Annotated in this window: 17 protein-coding genes; 1 reads left to right on the top strand and 16 read right to left on the bottom strand. The window is 56.5% G+C overall.

Going from position 1 to position 16,736, the window contains the following annotated elements:
* Positions 1-54: 54 nt before the first annotated feature.
* The 11 genes from GT019_RS13410 to GT019_RS13360 all read right to left on the bottom strand — a co-directional run bounded on the left by GT019_RS13410 (position 55) and on the right by GT019_RS13360 (position 10,918).
* On the bottom strand, positions 55-807 hold the full coding sequence (locus GT019_RS13410) for a 3-oxoacyl-ACP reductase family protein (protein ID WP_161743684.1): 753 nt from the start codon (positions 805-807) through the stop codon (positions 55-57).
* Between the two features lie 250 nt (positions 808-1,057).
* Positions 1,058-1,924: a pentapeptide repeat-containing protein gene (locus tag GT019_RS13405; RefSeq protein ID WP_161743683.1), complete on the bottom strand. Its 867-nt coding sequence runs from the start codon at positions 1,922-1,924 to the stop codon at positions 1,058-1,060.
* 14 nt (positions 1,925-1,938) lie between these two features.
* Entirely contained in the window at positions 1,939-2,268 is a 330-nt protein-coding gene (locus GT019_RS13400) for a PadR family transcriptional regulator (protein WP_161743682.1), read from the bottom strand.
* Between the two features lie 160 nt (positions 2,269-2,428).
* Positions 2,429-2,944, bottom strand: coding sequence for a peptide-methionine (S)-S-oxide reductase MsrA (gene msrA / locus GT019_RS13395; RefSeq protein ID WP_161743681.1), 516 nt, complete (start codon positions 2,942-2,944; stop codon positions 2,429-2,431).
* Between the two features lie 142 nt (positions 2,945-3,086).
* Positions 3,087-3,560: an NUDIX hydrolase gene (locus GT019_RS13390; protein WP_161743680.1), complete on the bottom strand. Its 474-nt coding sequence runs from the start codon at positions 3,558-3,560 to the stop codon at positions 3,087-3,089.
* 21 nt (positions 3,561-3,581) lie between these two features.
* Positions 3,582-4,235 carry a M48 family metallopeptidase gene (locus tag GT019_RS13385; RefSeq protein WP_161743852.1) on the bottom strand — a complete coding sequence of 218 codons (654 nt, stop codon included), beginning with the start codon at positions 4,233-4,235 and terminating at the stop codon, positions 3,582-3,584.
* 153 nt (positions 4,236-4,388) lie between these two features.
* Positions 4,389-5,276: a carbohydrate ABC transporter permease gene (locus GT019_RS13380; protein ID WP_161743679.1), complete on the bottom strand. Its 888-nt coding sequence runs from the start codon at positions 5,274-5,276 to the stop codon at positions 4,389-4,391.
* A gap of 14 nt (positions 5,277-5,290) precedes the next feature.
* Positions 5,291-6,181, bottom strand: coding sequence for an ABC transporter permease (locus GT019_RS13375; protein WP_161743678.1), 891 nt, complete (start codon positions 6,179-6,181; stop codon positions 5,291-5,293).
* 88 nt (positions 6,182-6,269) lie between these two features.
* Positions 6,270-7,985, bottom strand: coding sequence for an extracellular solute-binding protein (locus GT019_RS13370; RefSeq protein ID WP_161743677.1), 1,716 nt, complete (start codon positions 7,983-7,985; stop codon positions 6,270-6,272).
* A 105-nt stretch (positions 7,986-8,090) separates the two neighbouring features.
* Positions 8,091-9,185: a response regulator gene (locus GT019_RS13365; protein WP_161743676.1), complete on the bottom strand. Its 1,095-nt coding sequence runs from the start codon at positions 9,183-9,185 to the stop codon at positions 8,091-8,093.
* Positions 9,182-10,918, bottom strand: a complete 1,737-nt coding sequence (locus GT019_RS13360; protein WP_161743675.1) for a sensor histidine kinase — start codon at positions 10,916-10,918, stop codon at positions 9,182-9,184. Before GT019_RS13360 ends, GT019_RS13365 begins: the two co-directional genes overlap by 4 nt.
* A gap of 329 nt (positions 10,919-11,247) precedes the next feature.
* Here GT019_RS13360 and GT019_RS13355 point away from each other — a divergent pair, with 329 nt between their 5' ends.
* A complete protein-coding gene (locus GT019_RS13355; protein ID WP_161743674.1) occupies positions 11,248-12,174 on the top strand; it encodes a DMT family transporter in 927 nt (308 codons plus the stop codon).
* A gap of 54 nt (positions 12,175-12,228) precedes the next feature.
* Here GT019_RS13355 and GT019_RS13350 read toward each other — a convergent pair whose 3' ends face one another.
* From GT019_RS13350 to GT019_RS13330, 5 genes are all read right to left on the bottom strand, one after another.
* Entirely contained in the window at positions 12,229-13,104 is an 876-nt protein-coding gene (locus GT019_RS13350) for a LysR family transcriptional regulator (RefSeq protein WP_161743673.1), read from the bottom strand.
* A gap of 203 nt (positions 13,105-13,307) precedes the next feature.
* Entirely contained in the window at positions 13,308-14,093 is a 786-nt protein-coding gene (locus GT019_RS13345) for an SDR family NAD(P)-dependent oxidoreductase (protein WP_161743672.1), read from the bottom strand.
* A gap of 33 nt (positions 14,094-14,126) precedes the next feature.
* A complete protein-coding gene (locus GT019_RS13340) occupies positions 14,127-15,101 on the bottom strand; it encodes a sugar phosphate isomerase/epimerase family protein (RefSeq protein ID WP_161743671.1) in 975 nt (324 codons plus the stop codon).
* Positions 15,102-15,128: 27 nt separating this feature from the next.
* Positions 15,129-15,890, bottom strand: a complete 762-nt coding sequence (locus tag GT019_RS13335; protein WP_161743670.1) for an SDR family NAD(P)-dependent oxidoreductase — start codon at positions 15,888-15,890, stop codon at positions 15,129-15,131.
* Positions 15,891-15,930: 40 nt separating this feature from the next.
* The gene (locus GT019_RS13330) at positions 15,931-16,701 is read right to left on the bottom strand and encodes an SDR family NAD(P)-dependent oxidoreductase (RefSeq protein ID WP_161743669.1); all 771 of its coding nucleotides are present in this window, start codon (positions 16,699-16,701) and stop codon (positions 15,931-15,933) included.
* Positions 16,702-16,736 lie beyond the last annotated feature (35 nt).

The following is a 16,736-nucleotide window of genomic DNA, read 5'->3' as shown; positions in this document are numbered from 1 at the left end:
AATTGGATTCGCAAGGGAAAGGATATTAGAATGCCTGATGCGTTAAGCCGGTCGTTAAATATTTACCCCGCCGTCGACGTTAATGGATGCTCCCGTAATGAAACCAGCTTCCGGCGAAGCCAGATACGCGACCATGCTCGCGATCTCGGAAGCTTTGCCGTAGCGACCAAGCGCGATCGATCCGCTCACGATAGGCGCGTACGGTCCGTCCGCCGGGTTCATGTCCGTATCGGTCGGGCCCGGCTGGACGTTATTGATCGTGATGCCTTTAGGAGCCAAGTCACGGGCAAGCGCACGCGTCAATCCTGCTACTGCGGCTTTAGTCGAAACATACAAGCTGGCTCCCGTTAGTGGATTATTATCGGCGGCGTTGCTGCCGATGTTGATGATGCGGCCCCCTTCTTTCATTTGCGGGCCCGCTGCTTGAATCGCCGCGAATACGGCTCTGAAATTCACCGCGATCATCCGATCGAATTCTTCGATTGCAAACTGATCGTACGGCTTGAGATTCGCGATCCCCGCATTATTGACCAAAATGTCCACGGCGCCAAATACGTTGACGGCCTCTGCGACGGCCCGTTTCACTGCTTCCGCATCCGCGCTGTCGGCGCGTATCGCCACCGCACGTCCGCCGGAGGCTTCTATCTCGTTCGCCAGCTCCTCCGCTCGGTTTTGCGAACTCACATATGTGAAAGCAACGGATGCGCCGTCGCTTGCGAGCCGTCTTACGATTGCCGCGCCGATGCTGCGGGCTCCGCCCGTTACGAATGCCGTTTTGCCGAAAAGGGGCTTTAATACGGTTGTCATCTTGAACAACTCCTATTTTTTATTTATGGACCGATTGGTTCATAAATAAAATATAGTGCAGCTCCGCTCGTTTTGTCAAGAATATCCGTAGGAAAATATAACCTTCGGTTGTAAGTACGTCGGCCGGTGAACGGGATGTCCCTCCCAATATAAAAAACAGAGGCGAACGCTCCGCCTCTGTTTTCGTGTTTTCGTAATCGTCGCCTCACTTCAGGACCTCGTCCGATACGCGCCCATGGCAACGACTTTGTCAGATAACCGTCACGTTCGACAAGTTGGCTCCGATGCCTTTGAGCGCGGCATAGGTCAGCTTATCCATCGCGGCGCCGTCGAACGAGATCGTCTTGATCGTGCGGTAATACTTATTCGTCAAGGAAAAGAACGGAATGAACGATACGTTTCTAAGCGTTGCGCCCTTGAACGAAGCTTCGTTCAACGCCGACTTGTCGAATTTAACGCCGTTAAAGAACTGCCCGTCAAAACGCTGTCCGCTCAGGTCGGAGCTTTCGAAGTTCACGCCGGTAAAGGAACATTGGTCGAAGATCGTTTTTCTAAGGTCCAGCTTGTTAAACGTCACGTCGGTCAGCTTGACGCCCTTGAATGCCGCGCCGTCCAGACCCGTTATGCTGAAATTCGTGCGGACAAGCAGCGATTGGTTGAAGCTCGCCTTCGCAAGGTCGACGGCCGACAGGACGCAGTCGGTCAGATTGGCGCCGTCGAAGTTCGCTTCGCGCATGTCGCTGCTCTTGAACGAGCTGCCGGTCAAGTCCGCCCCCGAGAAATCCGAGCCGTGCAGCGCGCTCGCATTGAATTGTCCCTTGTGCGCGGTCACGCCCGCAAAGTCGCTCTGCGTCAGGTTGCTCGCGCTGAAGTTGGTCAGCACCTGCCGCTCCAGCGAACGGGAGAGGTTGGCGACCTCCAGGATCGTTTGTTCGATGTCGCCGATGCTCGCGATGGTCATCGCGAACGCGGTCTCGTCGTCTTTGCCTTCGGACTTGAGCTCGAGGTACCGCTCCTGCAGATCGGAGAGCAGATCGGCCTTTAATTCGGTGACGCTTTTCACGCCGTCATATGGCGTAAACACGCCGTTCAGATAGTTCGTCAATTTCGGATTCATCAGAGCGCATCCCCTTATAATAAATTATCCAACACACGCTGCGCATAAGCCCAATTGCTTTTGTTGCGGGCATAGGTGTCCTTGCCCTTGTCGGTAATCCGAAAATACTTGCGCCGGCCGCCCTGCGATTCGTCGCCCCAATACCACTCGATATCGCCGTCCGTCTCCAGCCGTCTGACGCTGGAATACATCGTGGCTTCCTTTAATTCGTACTCGCCGCCCGATCGCTCCGCGATCAGCTTGACGATCTCGTAGCCGTAGCGGTCCGCTTCGGACAAGAGCCGTAAAATCATGGTATCTGTATGTCCGCGCAGCAGATCGGACGTGATCTTGTTCTCGCTCATTTCATTACCCCCATAACCGAATGATACGATATATTACCGTGACTGTCAAGGTAGTATGTTGTTATCAATACTTCCCTGATTTTCGGCTCGTTATTCCGTATCCCGTAAAAAGAAAAAACCTTGATCGGCGCAAAGCCGATCAAGGTTGGGGTGTCAGTCGTTACTTCCAATAGCGCGCGCCGAAAGCGTCGCGTCCGGACGTCATCCGTTCTTCTTTATACGCTGCGGGGTTTTTGCGGTGATAATCCTGATGATACTCCTCCGCCGGGAAGAATTCGACCGCGGGCTTTATTTCCGTTACGATCGGTTTATCGAACCGTCCGCTTCGCTCAAGCGCTTCTTTGGACCGTAAAGCAAGGCGATGCTGCTCTTCGTTGTGATAAAAAATAGCCGCTCGATATTGGCTGCCGCGGTCGATATACTGTCCTTCGTCATCGGTAGGATCGATCTGCGGCCAGTAGAGCTCAAGCAATTTCTCGTAAGGAAACACGGCCGGATCGAACGTAATCTGGACCACCTCCTGATGACCTGTCGTCCCCGTCTTCACTTGCTCGTACGTGGGGTCGGCAATTGTTCCGCCCATATAGCCGGAGATAATCCCATGAATACCCGGCTGTTCCTCGAACGGGCTCACCATGCACCAGAAGCAGCCGCCGGCGAATGTTGCTTTTTCCATCGCGCACCCTCCTCGATTCGTTAAATATCAACTAAACGGTATTGTTAACAAGATCATCTATTATAACGCGTATTCTGTCGAAAATAAACGATAGGCATGCCGAAGTCGGGTCGCTGGCCGTACAGCGATCGCCTCCGGTACGCTAGCAATCCTTCAGCGGGATCGAGAATTCTACGTAAAACGGATGGGCCGATTCATCCAAACAAAGCGCGATGCGTTCCCTGAAATTTCCCCAAGCGACCATCTCCAGCGCGGCGTCGATCGGGAAAAATCCGACTTCCAACGATTCCGGGGTCGTCGTCAGCTCTCCTCCGGCCGGTCGGCCCAGAAATAGCGTGTTGCAAATGCTGCTGCCTACGTTTTGAAAAATGCCGCAAAACTTGGTCACTTCGATATCGATGCCGCTCTCTTCCTTTGTCTCCCGAATCGCGGCATCCCGCAAGGATTCTCCCTCTTCGACCTGCCCGCCCGGCATCTCCCAACCTCGCTTAGGTCCTTTTATCAATAAGAGTTCGTTGCGGTCATTGACAACGATGGTTGCCGCGGAAACGATATGCTTCGGAGCCACTTCATCACCCTCCTGCCAATCAATGATTACGAACGGGATCTTCCACATAAACCGCGGCCGTCCGACCGATCACATCGTCATCACGTGGCCGTACCGGTCCAAATACGCTTCTTTCTCCTTGTAGTCCGGCATGACGCTTCCGACGCGTCTCCAGAATGACCGGTCATGGTTCATATGCGTCAGATGGCACAATTCATGAATGATGACGTAATCGATCACCTCGACCGGAGCCATGGCTAACAGGTAATTGAAAGTCAAGGCCTTATTCGAGCTGCAGCTGCCCCATTTCGTGCGGGATTCGACGATCTCGATCGATTTGGGCTTCACCTTCAATATCTGCTGGTATTTCTCGATCCGTTCGAGAACGACCTGCTTGCAGCTGGCGAAATAAAACTTTTTCAGCTTCAGCCTGAGCTCGTCCTCGTTCAGTCCCTCGGTACCGATCAACTCGTGCAGCAAGCAATAACGGCCCAAGTGGAGGAATTTCCCCTGATCCTGATACTCCCTCAGCTGCGCGTCCGAGCGGCCCTTCTCAATCGCGTCGAGCCGTTCCGCAAGCCATGCGCCTTGCTTCTCCACCGCGCGCAGGATCGCTGCTTCGCTTGCGCCGTTCGGCGCTTTCACGGTCACGAAGCCCGTCGGCTCGACCTGGATCGAAAGCTTGCTCCATGGTCCGTAAGCCACGTGAAAGGGGATCTCGCGCTGTCCATATTCAACCTTCATCAACGTAACGGCCTATCCTCTCTGCTCCGGGATTGGATTCCATTATACCCGATTCGCCGGGTCAGGGGCGAAATCCCCAACAAAAAAAGCCTGATTCGTCATCAGGCTTTCAGGCATTTATGTTCGCTGACGCGCTGCCTCCCGGCTTACGCGCTACTCCTTCACGGCGCCAAGCATGATGCCGGAGACGAAGTATCGTTGCAGGAACGGGTAGACCACCAGCATCGGCACCATCGCGATAAACACCTTGGCCGAATTCAGCGTCCGGTTCGACAGCTCCGACAGCTTCTTGTATTGCTCGGGGGTCAGGCTGGTGCCGACCGGGATGTTGACGACCAGCTGCTGGATATACGTTTGGAGCGGATATTTGTCGGCGGTGTTCATCAGCACCAAGCCGTTGAAGAACTCGTTCCAGTGATACACGCTGAGAAACAGCGCCACCGCGGCCAGCACGGGGATGGAGCATGGGATGTACACCCGGAACAAGATCGACCACGGACCGGCCCCGTCGACGACGGCCGCCTCGTTCAGCTCCTTCGGCAGATTGCGGAAGAAGTTCATGATCAGGATGACGTCGAATACCGGCACGCCTCCGCCAAGCACCAATGCCCAGATCGTATTGATCAGGTGATAGTTTTGAATCGTGAGGTACCACGGGATCAGTCCGCCGTTGAACAGCATGCAGAAGACCAGGATCCACATGAACGTGTTGCGCATCTTGAAATCCTTCTTCGGCCGGGCCAGCGGGTACGCCATCAAGACCGTCATCAGGAGCGAGAATCCCGTGCCGAGCACGGTCCGCTGAATGGAAATCCAGAACGCGTTGAAGAATCGTCCGTCGTTGATGATCTCCTTGTACGGCGTCAGCGAGAAGCCGATGGGATAGATCGTCACCAAGCCCGAGTTGGCGGCGGCCTTGTCGGAGATCGATACGCAGAACGTGTACCATAACGGGTAGACGCAGCTGATAACCAGGAGGCCGAGGACGATGATATTGGCGATCTCGAATGTCCGCGAGCCTAACGTCGTATTTCTGACCAATGCAGCGCCCTCCTTTAGAATACCGTGTAATCGGCGTAGCGATAAGCAAGCCGATAGGATATGAAAATCAGCACGAAGCTAATGACCGACTTGAACAATCCGGCAGCCGTCGCCAGCGAGAACTGAAGATTTTGCAAGCCCAGACGGTACACCCAGGTATCCAGGATATCGCCGGTCGAATATACGAGCGGGTTATACAGGTTATACACTTGATCGAACCCGGCGTTCAGCACGTTGCCCAGACTCAAGACGCCGAGCAGCACCACCGTCGTCGTCAGTGCGGGCAGCGTAACGTGCCGGATCAGCTGCCAGCGATTCGCGCCGTCGATTGCCGCCGCTTCGTACAGATTGAGATTGATGCCCGTCAATGCCGCGAGAAAAATGATCGCGTTATAACCGAATTCCTTCCACACGTCGGTGCCGATGATCAGCTGCCTGAAGATGCCCGCGTCCGCCATGAACAGCTTGGGATCATGGCCGAACATGCCGATTACCGTATTCACGACGCCGTAGTAGCCGAATATCCCGATTACGATCGTGGACATGATAACCCAGGACAGAAAATGCGGCAGGTAAACGACGGTTTGCACCAGCTTCTTGTAGCGCAAGTTGCGAAGCTCGTTCAGCAGAATGGCGAATACGAGCGGTACGAACAAATTGAACACGATTTTGCCGATGGCGATGATAAAGGTGTTGACGATGACCGTCTTGCTGTCGTTCAGCTGGAACATATACTTGAAGTTATCCATCCCGACCCACTCGGATTTGAACAGCCCCGATCCCGGATTATAATTCTGAAATGCCATCAGGATCCCGAACATCGGTACGATGCTGAACATCACAAGCCAGACCATGCCCGGCATCAGCATCAAATAATAGTGTTTCTGATGGCCCAATTTTCGCATTCCGGCTAACCTCCCTCTCCTTTGCAGGATAGCAAGAGCCTGCGAATAGCACCGATGCCGCCAGTGCCTTCCGCAAGCTCTTGCGCGATTATTTCTTCAAGAGCTCCGCGACTTCCTTCGTGATCTCGTCGCCGCCTTGCGATTTCCAGTCCTTCACGAATTGGTCGAAGGAATCGATGGACGCTTGGCCGAGGATGATTTTCATGACGGTTTCATCTTCCATCTTCTTCAGGTTCGCCCATTTCGTCTCCATGGTCGGGGTCTGATTGTAGGTGACGCTGTAGACCTTCTTGTCGATCGGAACCGTCGTGAACGGACGATCGCCGATCATGATGGAATACAAGCGCTGGAAGTCGCCGAAGTTCGCCGTGCTGAAATTGCTGACGTTCAGATCGTCGTACGGCGGCTTGATGACGTCCTTGACTTTCTTCGCATCCGCGTACATCAGTTTATATAAGCTGTTCGGCTTATTGTAATCCTCGGGCTGCGTCTCGCCCTTCAATACTTTCAACAGCTCGGCGTACTCGTACTCCGTCTCGTTGGCCGCGGCCATGACGTTGCGAAGCGGATACCAGCCCACGTTAACCGACAAATCGAACGTCGATTCGTCGCGCACGAGCGCATTGTTCATGATCATGATGGCCTTGACGACGTCCGGCTTGGCGTTCTTGCTGATCACGGTGTAGGTGCTGCCCGTCGTCTTCATGTGCGCGTTCCATTTGTTATCGTCGGAGTAGACCGGATAAGCCTGCCAGTTGGCGGTCGGATCGTTCTTGAAGGAATCTCCGTTGCCGTAGCCGCCGTTCCACCAAGGACCGAAGAAGATCCCCGTCTGGTTGGCATTGATCGGATCGCCGACGTTGTCGCGCGTGCCGACCTCCGGATCGATCAAGCCTTTCTTGTACCAGTCCGCCAGCAAAGCCAACGTTTTCTTCGTATTCTCCGTCGTCGTGCCGTACGATACCGTTCCGTCGCCGTTGTCGAGCCAGTAGCCCGGATAAGCGTCCATCGCGCCGAAGATCGGATCGAAGCCGCCCATGTTGTTGGAGGACACGAGGAAGGTCGAGTACGGGAACGAGTTTTTGGAAGGTCCCGCGATGCCGATCGTATTGGCTCCGCCAAGCTTGTTATCGATGAACGCTTTCGCCGTCTTCTCGATGTCGGACACCGTCTTCGGCACCGGCAGCTTCAGCTTGTCGAGCCAGTCCTTGCGAATCCAGAGGACGTGAACGCCGTCGGTATCCACCGTAATGTTCGGAAGCGCTACCATTTTGCCTTTGTAGCTGGCGTTCTCCAAGGCGCGGCCGTCGGTGCTCGCCATGATGTCCTTCACCTGCGAGGATTGATACTGCTGGAAAATATCCGTGATGTCGTACAGCAGCCCCGAGCTGGCCGCTTTGGTCATGAAGGAACGGTCGTCGACGACCATGCCGTCGGGCAGCTTGCCCGATGCGATCGTCAAGCTGACCTTCTGTTTGAAGTCGTTGCCGGTAGCCGCGGTCCAATCGACGATGACGTTGATGTTGTACTTGTCCTTGAGGTAACGCGTGTACGGGTTATTGCCCACGCTGTCGCCTTCCGGCAGCGTTTTGTCCGTCGGGTCCACCACCATGCCGATGTGAACGTCGACGGGCTTCGGAAATTTCGAGAACGCCAGGTCGTCGCCCGTCAGTGCCGGGGTATCGGAGTTCGCGTTCGAGTTTGAAGACGCTTTCACATTATTCGGCGAATCATTGGACGAACATGCCGTCAGACTTAGACCGAGTAAAGCAACGGTAAGCAGCGCAGCCATATTCCTTTTCATCTAATCCCTCCCCTTTTTGCTTGCCTTCTCATTGTACATGGGTTGCAAGGAAAAAAAAGTAAGACGGATGTGCCGCGTTTTGCGGCGGATAACGGGCCGAGGTAGTTATTTGTGCGATAGATTGTAATCATTCGTCCCCCTATGGTATTGAGCTCGGAATTCCGATGGCAATAGACGCGTTTGTTCGTAGAACAGCTGCGAGAAGTACTTGGAATCGTTGTAGCCCACGGCTTGGGCGACCCACGCGATCGATTGGTTGGTCTCGCAAAGCAGCCGCTCGGCGGCGCTCATCCGCTCTTGCCGCAAGTAATCGTTGAACGTCGACCCCGTCAGCTTCTTGAAGCATTGGCTGAAATAACTGCGGCTCATGTGCACGTGATCGGCGACGTCCTCGGCATGCAGCGTGTTCGCGGCCAGCTCGCGAATGAACAGCACCGCCTTCAGGATGCTGGTCGTCGTATTCGTGAAATCGGAGGAGGCCGCTACCTGCGCGTACACGCGTTTTCGGTAATCGCGGATCCACTCCACCGCCGAGCGAACGTCATGCGCATCCGAGCGCAGCTCGGAATCCAGCGCGATCGCGTTCTCCAATTGCGACAGCACGCGCATGAACAGCCCTTCCAGGCGGCGGAAGGAAACCTTGGCCTCCACGGTCTGCCTGCACAGGCGCTGGAAGACCGATTCGTTGAAGAGCCAGTAATGAGCGCGCCATTCCTGCTCCAGGCCGCACCACGCCTCTTCCTCCTGCAAGCGGACGGTTTGCTCGCGGGCAGGTGCTGGCGCGGACGCCTCGGCGGCCGTTGCAGGCAGGTGCGGCGATTCGCCCCTCAGTTGCTGCTGGATGCGTTTCAAGATCAGTTGGTCGTCCTCCGACTCCAGGCGCACCTTGGAGATATAGTCGAGCACGCCCATGCGGTAAGCGGACTGCACGCTTTCGAATTCCTCGTGAAACGACAAAATGACGGATCGCAGCCCCGGAAATCGCTGCCTGGCGACTTGCAGCAGCTCCATGCCCGACATGACGGGCATGGAGAGATCCACGAACATGAGATCCACCTGCTGACCCTCCATGAACTCCAGCGCCTTCGCCCCGTTCGCGGCTTCCCCGACGACCACCATATCGTGATCGGACCAGGGCATGATCGATATCAACCCTTTGCGCGCCAGCTTATCATCGTCTACGATCAATACGCGTATCAAATCGCTCTCTCCTTTCGTTGCTGAAGAAACGGCAGCTCCAACGTGACCGTCGTGCCTTGATTCGGCATGCTCTCTATACCCATACGGGCTTGATGGCCATAAAATGATTCCAGCATGGACCGCACGTAACGAAGCCCGATCCCCCATCCCGTCTGCTGCTGATCCGGCGTGTCGCGCTGCAGCAGGGCGAGCGTTTCTTGGCTCAGCCCTTTGCCGTCGTCGCGGATGACGATGCGCACCATCTGCGCCGCATCGTCGGCGGATACGGAGATCTCGAGCTTGCCGTTATCGTCAAGGCCGTGACAGACGGCATTCTCCACGATCGGCTGCAGGATGAATCGCGCGACCGGACTATCCAGGTACGCCCCTTCCCCGATGTCCAGCTTCACCTCGAAATCATGCCGCATCTGCTGCAGCTCCAGGTACGTGCGCATGACCTCGATTTCCGATTTGAAGGTGGCCGATTCCTTCGACTTGCCCAAGTTATAGTTCAGCAAAATTATCAACGACGAGACGAACTTCTCGATCTCCGCCTGCTTGTGCATCACCGCCAGCCAACGCACCGAGTTAAGCGTATTCATTAGAAAATGCGGGTTGATCTGGTAAGCGAGCTTCTCGATCTCCAGCTGATGCCGGCGCTTCTCCTTGTGCTCGACATCCAGGATCAGCTGCTGGATTTGCCGCTTCATGATATTGAACTGATCGAAGATCCGGTCGAATTCATCGATGCCCGTGCGATATTGGCTGGTGCCCATGTAGCCCTTGCCGAACGTTCGCATCTCCCGCTCGATCAATAGAAACGGCCGGTTAATGAGCCGCCGCAACAATAAGGTGAGCAGGAACATCATGAGCAGCGCGATGGCGAGAATCCAATACATATGATTTTTCCACGTATAGAGCTCGTGGTTGTAGCTGGAGACGGGAAGCAGCAGCGTGATGTCGTAGCCGTAATCCCCCTGCATCCGGTTCCATACATAATCGCCCGTCACGCCCGATGGCCCGCTTAACCTGAGACGCTGCCCCACCGCGTACGCGTCCGAGTTGCTGCTGTAGGTCACGTCGCCCGCCGCGTCCGTGAAAACCAGCGCGTAAGGCATGTTCAGGCTTTGTGTAAGCGAATTCATATCTGTCGAAATATCGGACTTGGATTCGACGTATACGATGAGCTGCCGTCCGTCCGAGAACCGCACCTCCCGCGTCACGGACACGACCTGATCGTCGCTGAACCGGCAGAGCGATTTGTGCGGAGACTGGTACTTCAGCTCGCCTATCCCGGCAACGTTAGGCAGCGCCTGCAGCGTAAAGTCGCCGCGCAGCGGCAAGTTCGAAAAGGCGGGGTTCCCGCTCGCGGGATCGTAATACATCACCAGCTCCATCGCCGGGTTCGAGAACGTGATCAATCCGATATTATACGAGACGTCGCGCGAGAGCAGCCGCTGGCTGTACGTGTCCCTGGCGGCGAGATACGTCTCCATGAGATTGCCCACCGTGCCGACAGGTGTCATCTGCTGCGTGACCTGAAGCAAATTGTCGTACACCTGATTGAGCTTCGACGTCTGCTGGTACAGATCGAACGCCATGGACGTCTTGATCTTGTCCCGCTGCATCGTGTAGATCGCGTTGTAGGATACGGACGCCATGAGAATGGCGCATCCCGCGAGCCCGATGGTCAGCAACACCATAATCCGTTTGCGAAGCGAAGAGAAACCAAACCGATTGCGCAACCTATGCAAGAACCCCATCTTCCTCTGAACCGTTTTGGCAGCATTCATCATTGGCCTCCGCGCACCTCCGACATCTTGCGAACAAGTACGCCATAATATTCGCTGTTCGGCTTGTTTATCCTTTTTGGCCGCGTTGGGAAATGACGGGATCGCTTCGGAGCCGATTGGGAAGCCTTATAAGCAACGTTTTGAATCTTGATAATAAGATCATACCAGATGTGATATGTTCGACATTAAAAACGCGCATTTTATTTATGTTACTTGCTGAGGTATCATCGGATAGGGGCGGATGAGAGGCATTCAACATCAAGGACTTTTAGTCAAGGGGGAAACTGGATATGAAAAAGAAAGCATGGCTTCTTCTGTTGTGCGCCAATTTGTTTTGGGCGGGAAATATGATTTTCGGAAAGTTCAGCACGTCCGAATTCCCTGCGATATGGGTCGCTTTTTTAAGATGGGCCGTGGCGCTGATTTTTCTGATTCCGATCGCGCACTTCGCGGAGAAGCCTCCGTGGCTTCGGCTGTGGAAGAAGAATTGGCGGATGATCGTATTGTTAGGCACGTTAAATATTGTCGTCTATTGTTATTTATCCTATGCGTCCCTGCAGTTCACGTCCGCAACGAACGGCGCCCTCATTAATACGCTGACTCCTGCCCTAATCATGCTGTTCTCGTTCCTGCTGCTTAAGGAAAAAGGTAGTATATTCCAGTCCGCCGGGTTAATCACGTCCTTTATCGGCGTGCTGACCGTGTTGACCAAGGGACAGCTGCTGCAGCTATTTCATACTCCGTACAACAAAGGCGATTTGCTGATGTTTCTGGGCGTGTTATGCTTCGCGGCTTATTCGTTGCTCGTTAGGCGAACGAAGGGGATTCCGGCCTTCGCGTTCGTCGCCATGATGGCGATGGTCGGGACGATCGTGATGATTCCCGTGCTGTTCCTGCAGCCGATCCAGGCGGAGAAAGTGACGCCGCTTGGCATCGCCGGCATTATTTATCTAGGGATCTTCCCGTCCATCGGCTCGCAAATTTTTTGGAATCACGGCATTAAAGTATTGGGCGCGAGCAAAACGGGGATCACCATGAATCTGGTACCGATCTTCACGGCCATTATTTCGGTGATTCTGGGTCAAGCCTTGGCGCTATCGCAAATCATCGGGGGCCTCCTCACGATAGCCGGCATGGTGTTGACTTCGGCGAAAGGCCGGGATCGGTCGCCGGAGAGGAAGGCGAATGCGGCTTTGCAGTCCGGGTCAACAAAGTAAGGCGGCCCCGTTGTTAGCTCGCGGCTAACGACGGGGTTTCTTTTGCGCCATCGGTTATGGTTCGATCCGGAACAATCGCCGTGCGGTATCGATAAACAATCGGACCGCGATCGAGCAATCTTCGAATGACGTCACGGCCATATGAATATCGCGATGCCCCGTCGGAGAGAGTCGGCGTCGAACGACGTCGTCCGGCACGCTCTGCAGCGATAATTCAGCCATGACGGCGACGCCCATCCCCTCTTGAATGAATTGCAGCGCGGTCATGTTGTTATAGAGGCTGTACTTCGCTTGAATCGTTTCCCCGGATCGATCGAACCACTCGATGACGGGCGATTCATATCCCGCTTTGCAAAGGATCAAGGATTGATCCAAGAGATCGGATGCTTCGATGACAGGCTTGGCCGACAACGGGTGATCCGCTCGGAGCACGGCGTAGAGCTCCTCGCGATGCAAATGGAAGGCTTCATAGTCGTCGACCGGAGGAATGATGAACCCGACGTCGATCCGGCGCGAATCCAGCCATGTTTTGATTTCCGCGATGGTCCCTTCCAAGATATCGAACCGGATATTGGGATAGGTTCTTGTGATATCGCTAATGATTTTGGGCACGAAATACGTGGAAGCGACGGGAAACGCCCCGATGCGGACGATCCCCGTTTCAAGCCCCTTTTCCCGGGCAACCTCTTGGCCTACTTTCTCGTAGCCGTCCAAAATGCCCCGAAACAGGTAGACGATGCGCTCGCCAACATCGGTCAGCACGACGCCCTTGCGACGATTGCGAATCCATAAGCCGACGCCTAACTCCGCTTCCAAGGCGTTGACCGCGCGGCTTACGGCCGGCTGCGTCATGTTAAGCTCTTGACCGGCTTTGGTGAAACTGCCTAGATCGGCAATTCTCACGATAAGCTGCAATAATGACTTATTCATATCGTTATTGGTATACCTCCGGCTAATTATATTCAGTTCTTATATGATAGCACGATCCATGGCATGGCATACAGACCCTTTCCGAGGCGCCTCGATTCTCATGCGCGCGAAGCGATGTCCATAAAAAAAAGCCGCAATGAATCGCGGCTTGTCATGCATGCCTGTTCTTGTCCACTCCTGGCCTGGCCTCATAGAGGACAGCTTTATTTCCAGCACACGATGGTCTCGCCGGATAACGCGTCCGATTGCGGTCCGCACAGAAACATGACGATGCTGGACATATCCTCGGGTTGGGCGATCCGCTGCAAGCGCGAGCGATCCTCTTGACCGGTCACGGTCCGGGTCGCGAGGAAGCGAGCCGTGTAGGTCGGCGCCGGGGAAATGCAATTGACGTTGACGTCGAACGGGCGAAGCTGCTCCGCCAGACTGCGGGTGTATTGGGAAACCCCCATCTTGGCCGCGGCGTAGATCAGGCCTTCCCGCACGGGGACGTGCCCGGCGATCGAACCGACGTTCACGATCTTGCCGGCACGCCGCTCGCGCATATGCAGTCCGGCGAATTTGCAGGCATACATCGTCGACAGCAAATTCCGCTCCACGACCGAGCGGATGTCTTCGACGGCGATGTCGAGCGCGTCGTTCGGATCCGGACGCGGCGTATGCAGGCCCATGTCGCCGCCGGCGTTATTGACCAGAATATCGAGCGATCCAAGCTCCGCGATCGATCGCTCGATCAGCGTCTTCACCTGCTCCGGGTCGGACAGCTCCGCCGCGAGGAACAGACTCTTGACGCCATAGTGCGCGGCGATCTCCGCGGCCACGGCGCTTCCCGACTCCGCCTCGTCAAAACGGGCGGCGGCTTCTTCATCGACGTCATGGATAATGACGTTCGCGCCCGCGCGGGCCAAGTCGATCGCGTACTGCTTGCCCAGCCCTCTGCTGGAACCGGTTACGAGCGCGTTTTTACCGCTTAACTCCACTGTCGCCATCGGATTCACCTCGTGGATAGATTGAATTGCCGGCTATACGGAATACCGCTTTCGCAAATTCGATAGATAGGCCAAGGCCGCATCGAGCTCTTCCAGCTCGTAGGCGGCGATCTCCTCCGCCGGCGCGCCCTTCTCGAACGGCGTGCGCCAATCCCCTCGCGTCGTCGCATGATCCTCGACGAACCGCAGCAAGCGCGTTAATTGCAGGGCGGTCCTTGGCGGGTACTCCGTCCAGAAGTCTTCCATCAGCACGCGGACATGCCGCGCTTCCAAGGCCCCGTGCTCGATCGACATCGTCACCTGCGGATTCGTTTCTTGAAAGATTCGCAGCAGCGCCGGGAAATCGATTACCCCGTGTCCGAGCGGCTTCCGCGCGAGCCGGTACCCTTCCTCGGATGGATAGATCGCATATTCCTTGAGATGCACGTTTTTCACCCAAGGGGCTACCCGGCGGAAAAAGTCGATCGGCTCTTCGGCCGTCGCCAGCGGATTGCCCGTGTCGAGCGTAATCCCGAACTTCTCGGAGCCGATCGTTTCGCAAAGCCAGAGCAGCTCCTCGGACGCGAGGTCCTGATGGTTCTCGACGGCCAAATTCGCGCCGGCCGGGTCGGCCGTCTCCATGACGTTCCGGAAGGAATGCAGGATCGACTCGAGGAATCGCCGCCATTCGCCGGCCATATGCCGGCGATCGCCGCCGTACTTCGCTCCGCCGACGACCGTTCGCACCGTCAGCGCCCCGATCCGGTCGGCCAACGCGAGCGCTTCCTTCAGCGCTCCCGGATCGAAGCCGCCCGCCGCCACGTTGATGAACAGCCCCCGGTCGCGCGCGTACTCGGCCGCCTCGTCGGCATCGCTCTGCTTCAGCACCTCGAGCGGGATCTCGCCGCCCTGCAGCCCGTAGGCTTCGGCCGTTTGCAGCAGCTCCTTGGCCGTTATGCGCGGCCTGCCTGCCGCCGCCGTCATTCCCATCGCGTACACGGTTCCGCTTACCGTTAGTCCGAACCTCATACGAACACGCCCCTCTCCTCATGCGTCTTATTCCGCCGTCCATCCTCCGTCGATGACGACCGCCGAACCGGTCATGAAGCTGGACAGCTCCGACGCCAGATAGACGATAAGACCGGTCAGCTCCTCCGGCTTCCCCCACCGCTTGACCGGCAGATGATCCAGGAAGAACCGGTTCGCCTCGGGATTGTTGATGACGACTTGGTTCATCTCCGTCGCGAACGGTCCCGGGCAGACCGCGTTCGCGGTAATGTTATGCTCGGCCCATTCCAGCGCCATGACCTTCGTCAGCTGGATCAATCCGCCTTTGCTGGAGCAGTACGCCGACCGTTCCGCGAGCGCGACCTGGCCCAGCATGGAGGAGATATTAATGATGCGGCCGAACCGCTGCTTGATCATATGCGGCACGATTGCCTTGGCGCACAGGAACGGCGCCTTCAGGTTCGTCGCCTGCACCAGGTCCCAGCTCGCTTCGTCGTACTCGAGAATCGGCTTGCGCACGTTGATGCCGGCGCTGTTGACCAAGATATCCACGCGCCCGAAGGCCCCGACCGCCTGCTCCGCCATCGCCGCGACTTGCGCGGAATCCGTCACGTCGACCGCAATGCCCAGCGTGTCTTGCCCCGTTTGCTCGCGGATCAGATCCGCGCTTTCCCGCGCCTTCCGCGGGTCGCGGCTGGTCACGGCGACTTTCGCGCCGGCGTTGGCGAGCGCCCGGGCGAATTCCAGCCCCAGCCCTTGGCCTCCGCCGGTAATAAGCGCAACCTTGCCTTCCAAATTCAGCGTAGTCATCGTATCGTACATCCTCCATGATTCATGATGGGTCGGTCCGTCATAAGCCGATTCCGCCGTTGATATGCAGCTCGGTGCCGGTCACTTGGCTCGATTCGTCGGACAACAGGTAGACCGCGCCGTAGCCGATGTCGCCCGGGGTTTGCATGCGGCCGGAAGGGATATGCGCCGCGGCCTTCCTCTGCAGCTCTTCCGGACTTACGCCGTTGTTCTGGTGCAGCTCGACCTCCCCTTCGGAGGCTACCCAGCCGACGGTCACCCAGTTCGAGCGGATGCGATCGCTTGCGTAATGGGCCGCGATGTGGCGGTTAAGCGTGCGCATGGCTCCTTTGGAGCAGGCGTAGGCGGCCAACTCCTTGCCGCCTTTGTAGCCGTTCGTCGAGCCGATATGGACGATGGAGCCGCCCCCGGTCTGCTGCATCGACTGAATCGCGTACGCGGAGCTGAAGAAGGAGCCTTTCATATTGACGGCGAAAATCGCATCGAACATGTCCTCCGGCGTGTCCACCATCGAGCCTCTCGGGAAAATGCCGGCGTTGTTGACGAGCCCGTCGACGCTGCCGAACCTGTCTACCGCGGCGTCGATCAGCTGCTTGCACGCCGCTTCCCGGCTGATATCCCCTTGGACGAACAACGCTTTCGCGCCATGGACGTCCCGTATCTCCTGAACGACGCTCGCGCCGTCCCGTTCGTTTCTTCCCCCCACCACGACCGACGCGCCCTCGGCGGCGCAAATGAGCGCGATCCCTTTGCCGATGCCCTTCGTCCCGCCCGTGATGACCACAACCTTGCCGTTAAGCCGATTTCCCATGCCGATCCCGCCTCCCGCTGCTTTCATGTCTCTTG

Source organism: Paenibacillus glycinis, from assembly GCF_009909185.1.
GTDB lineage: Bacteria > Bacillota > Bacilli > Paenibacillales > Paenibacillaceae > Paenibacillus_Z > Paenibacillus_Z glycinis.
This window is presented reverse-complemented; position numbering and strand designations above follow the sequence as displayed.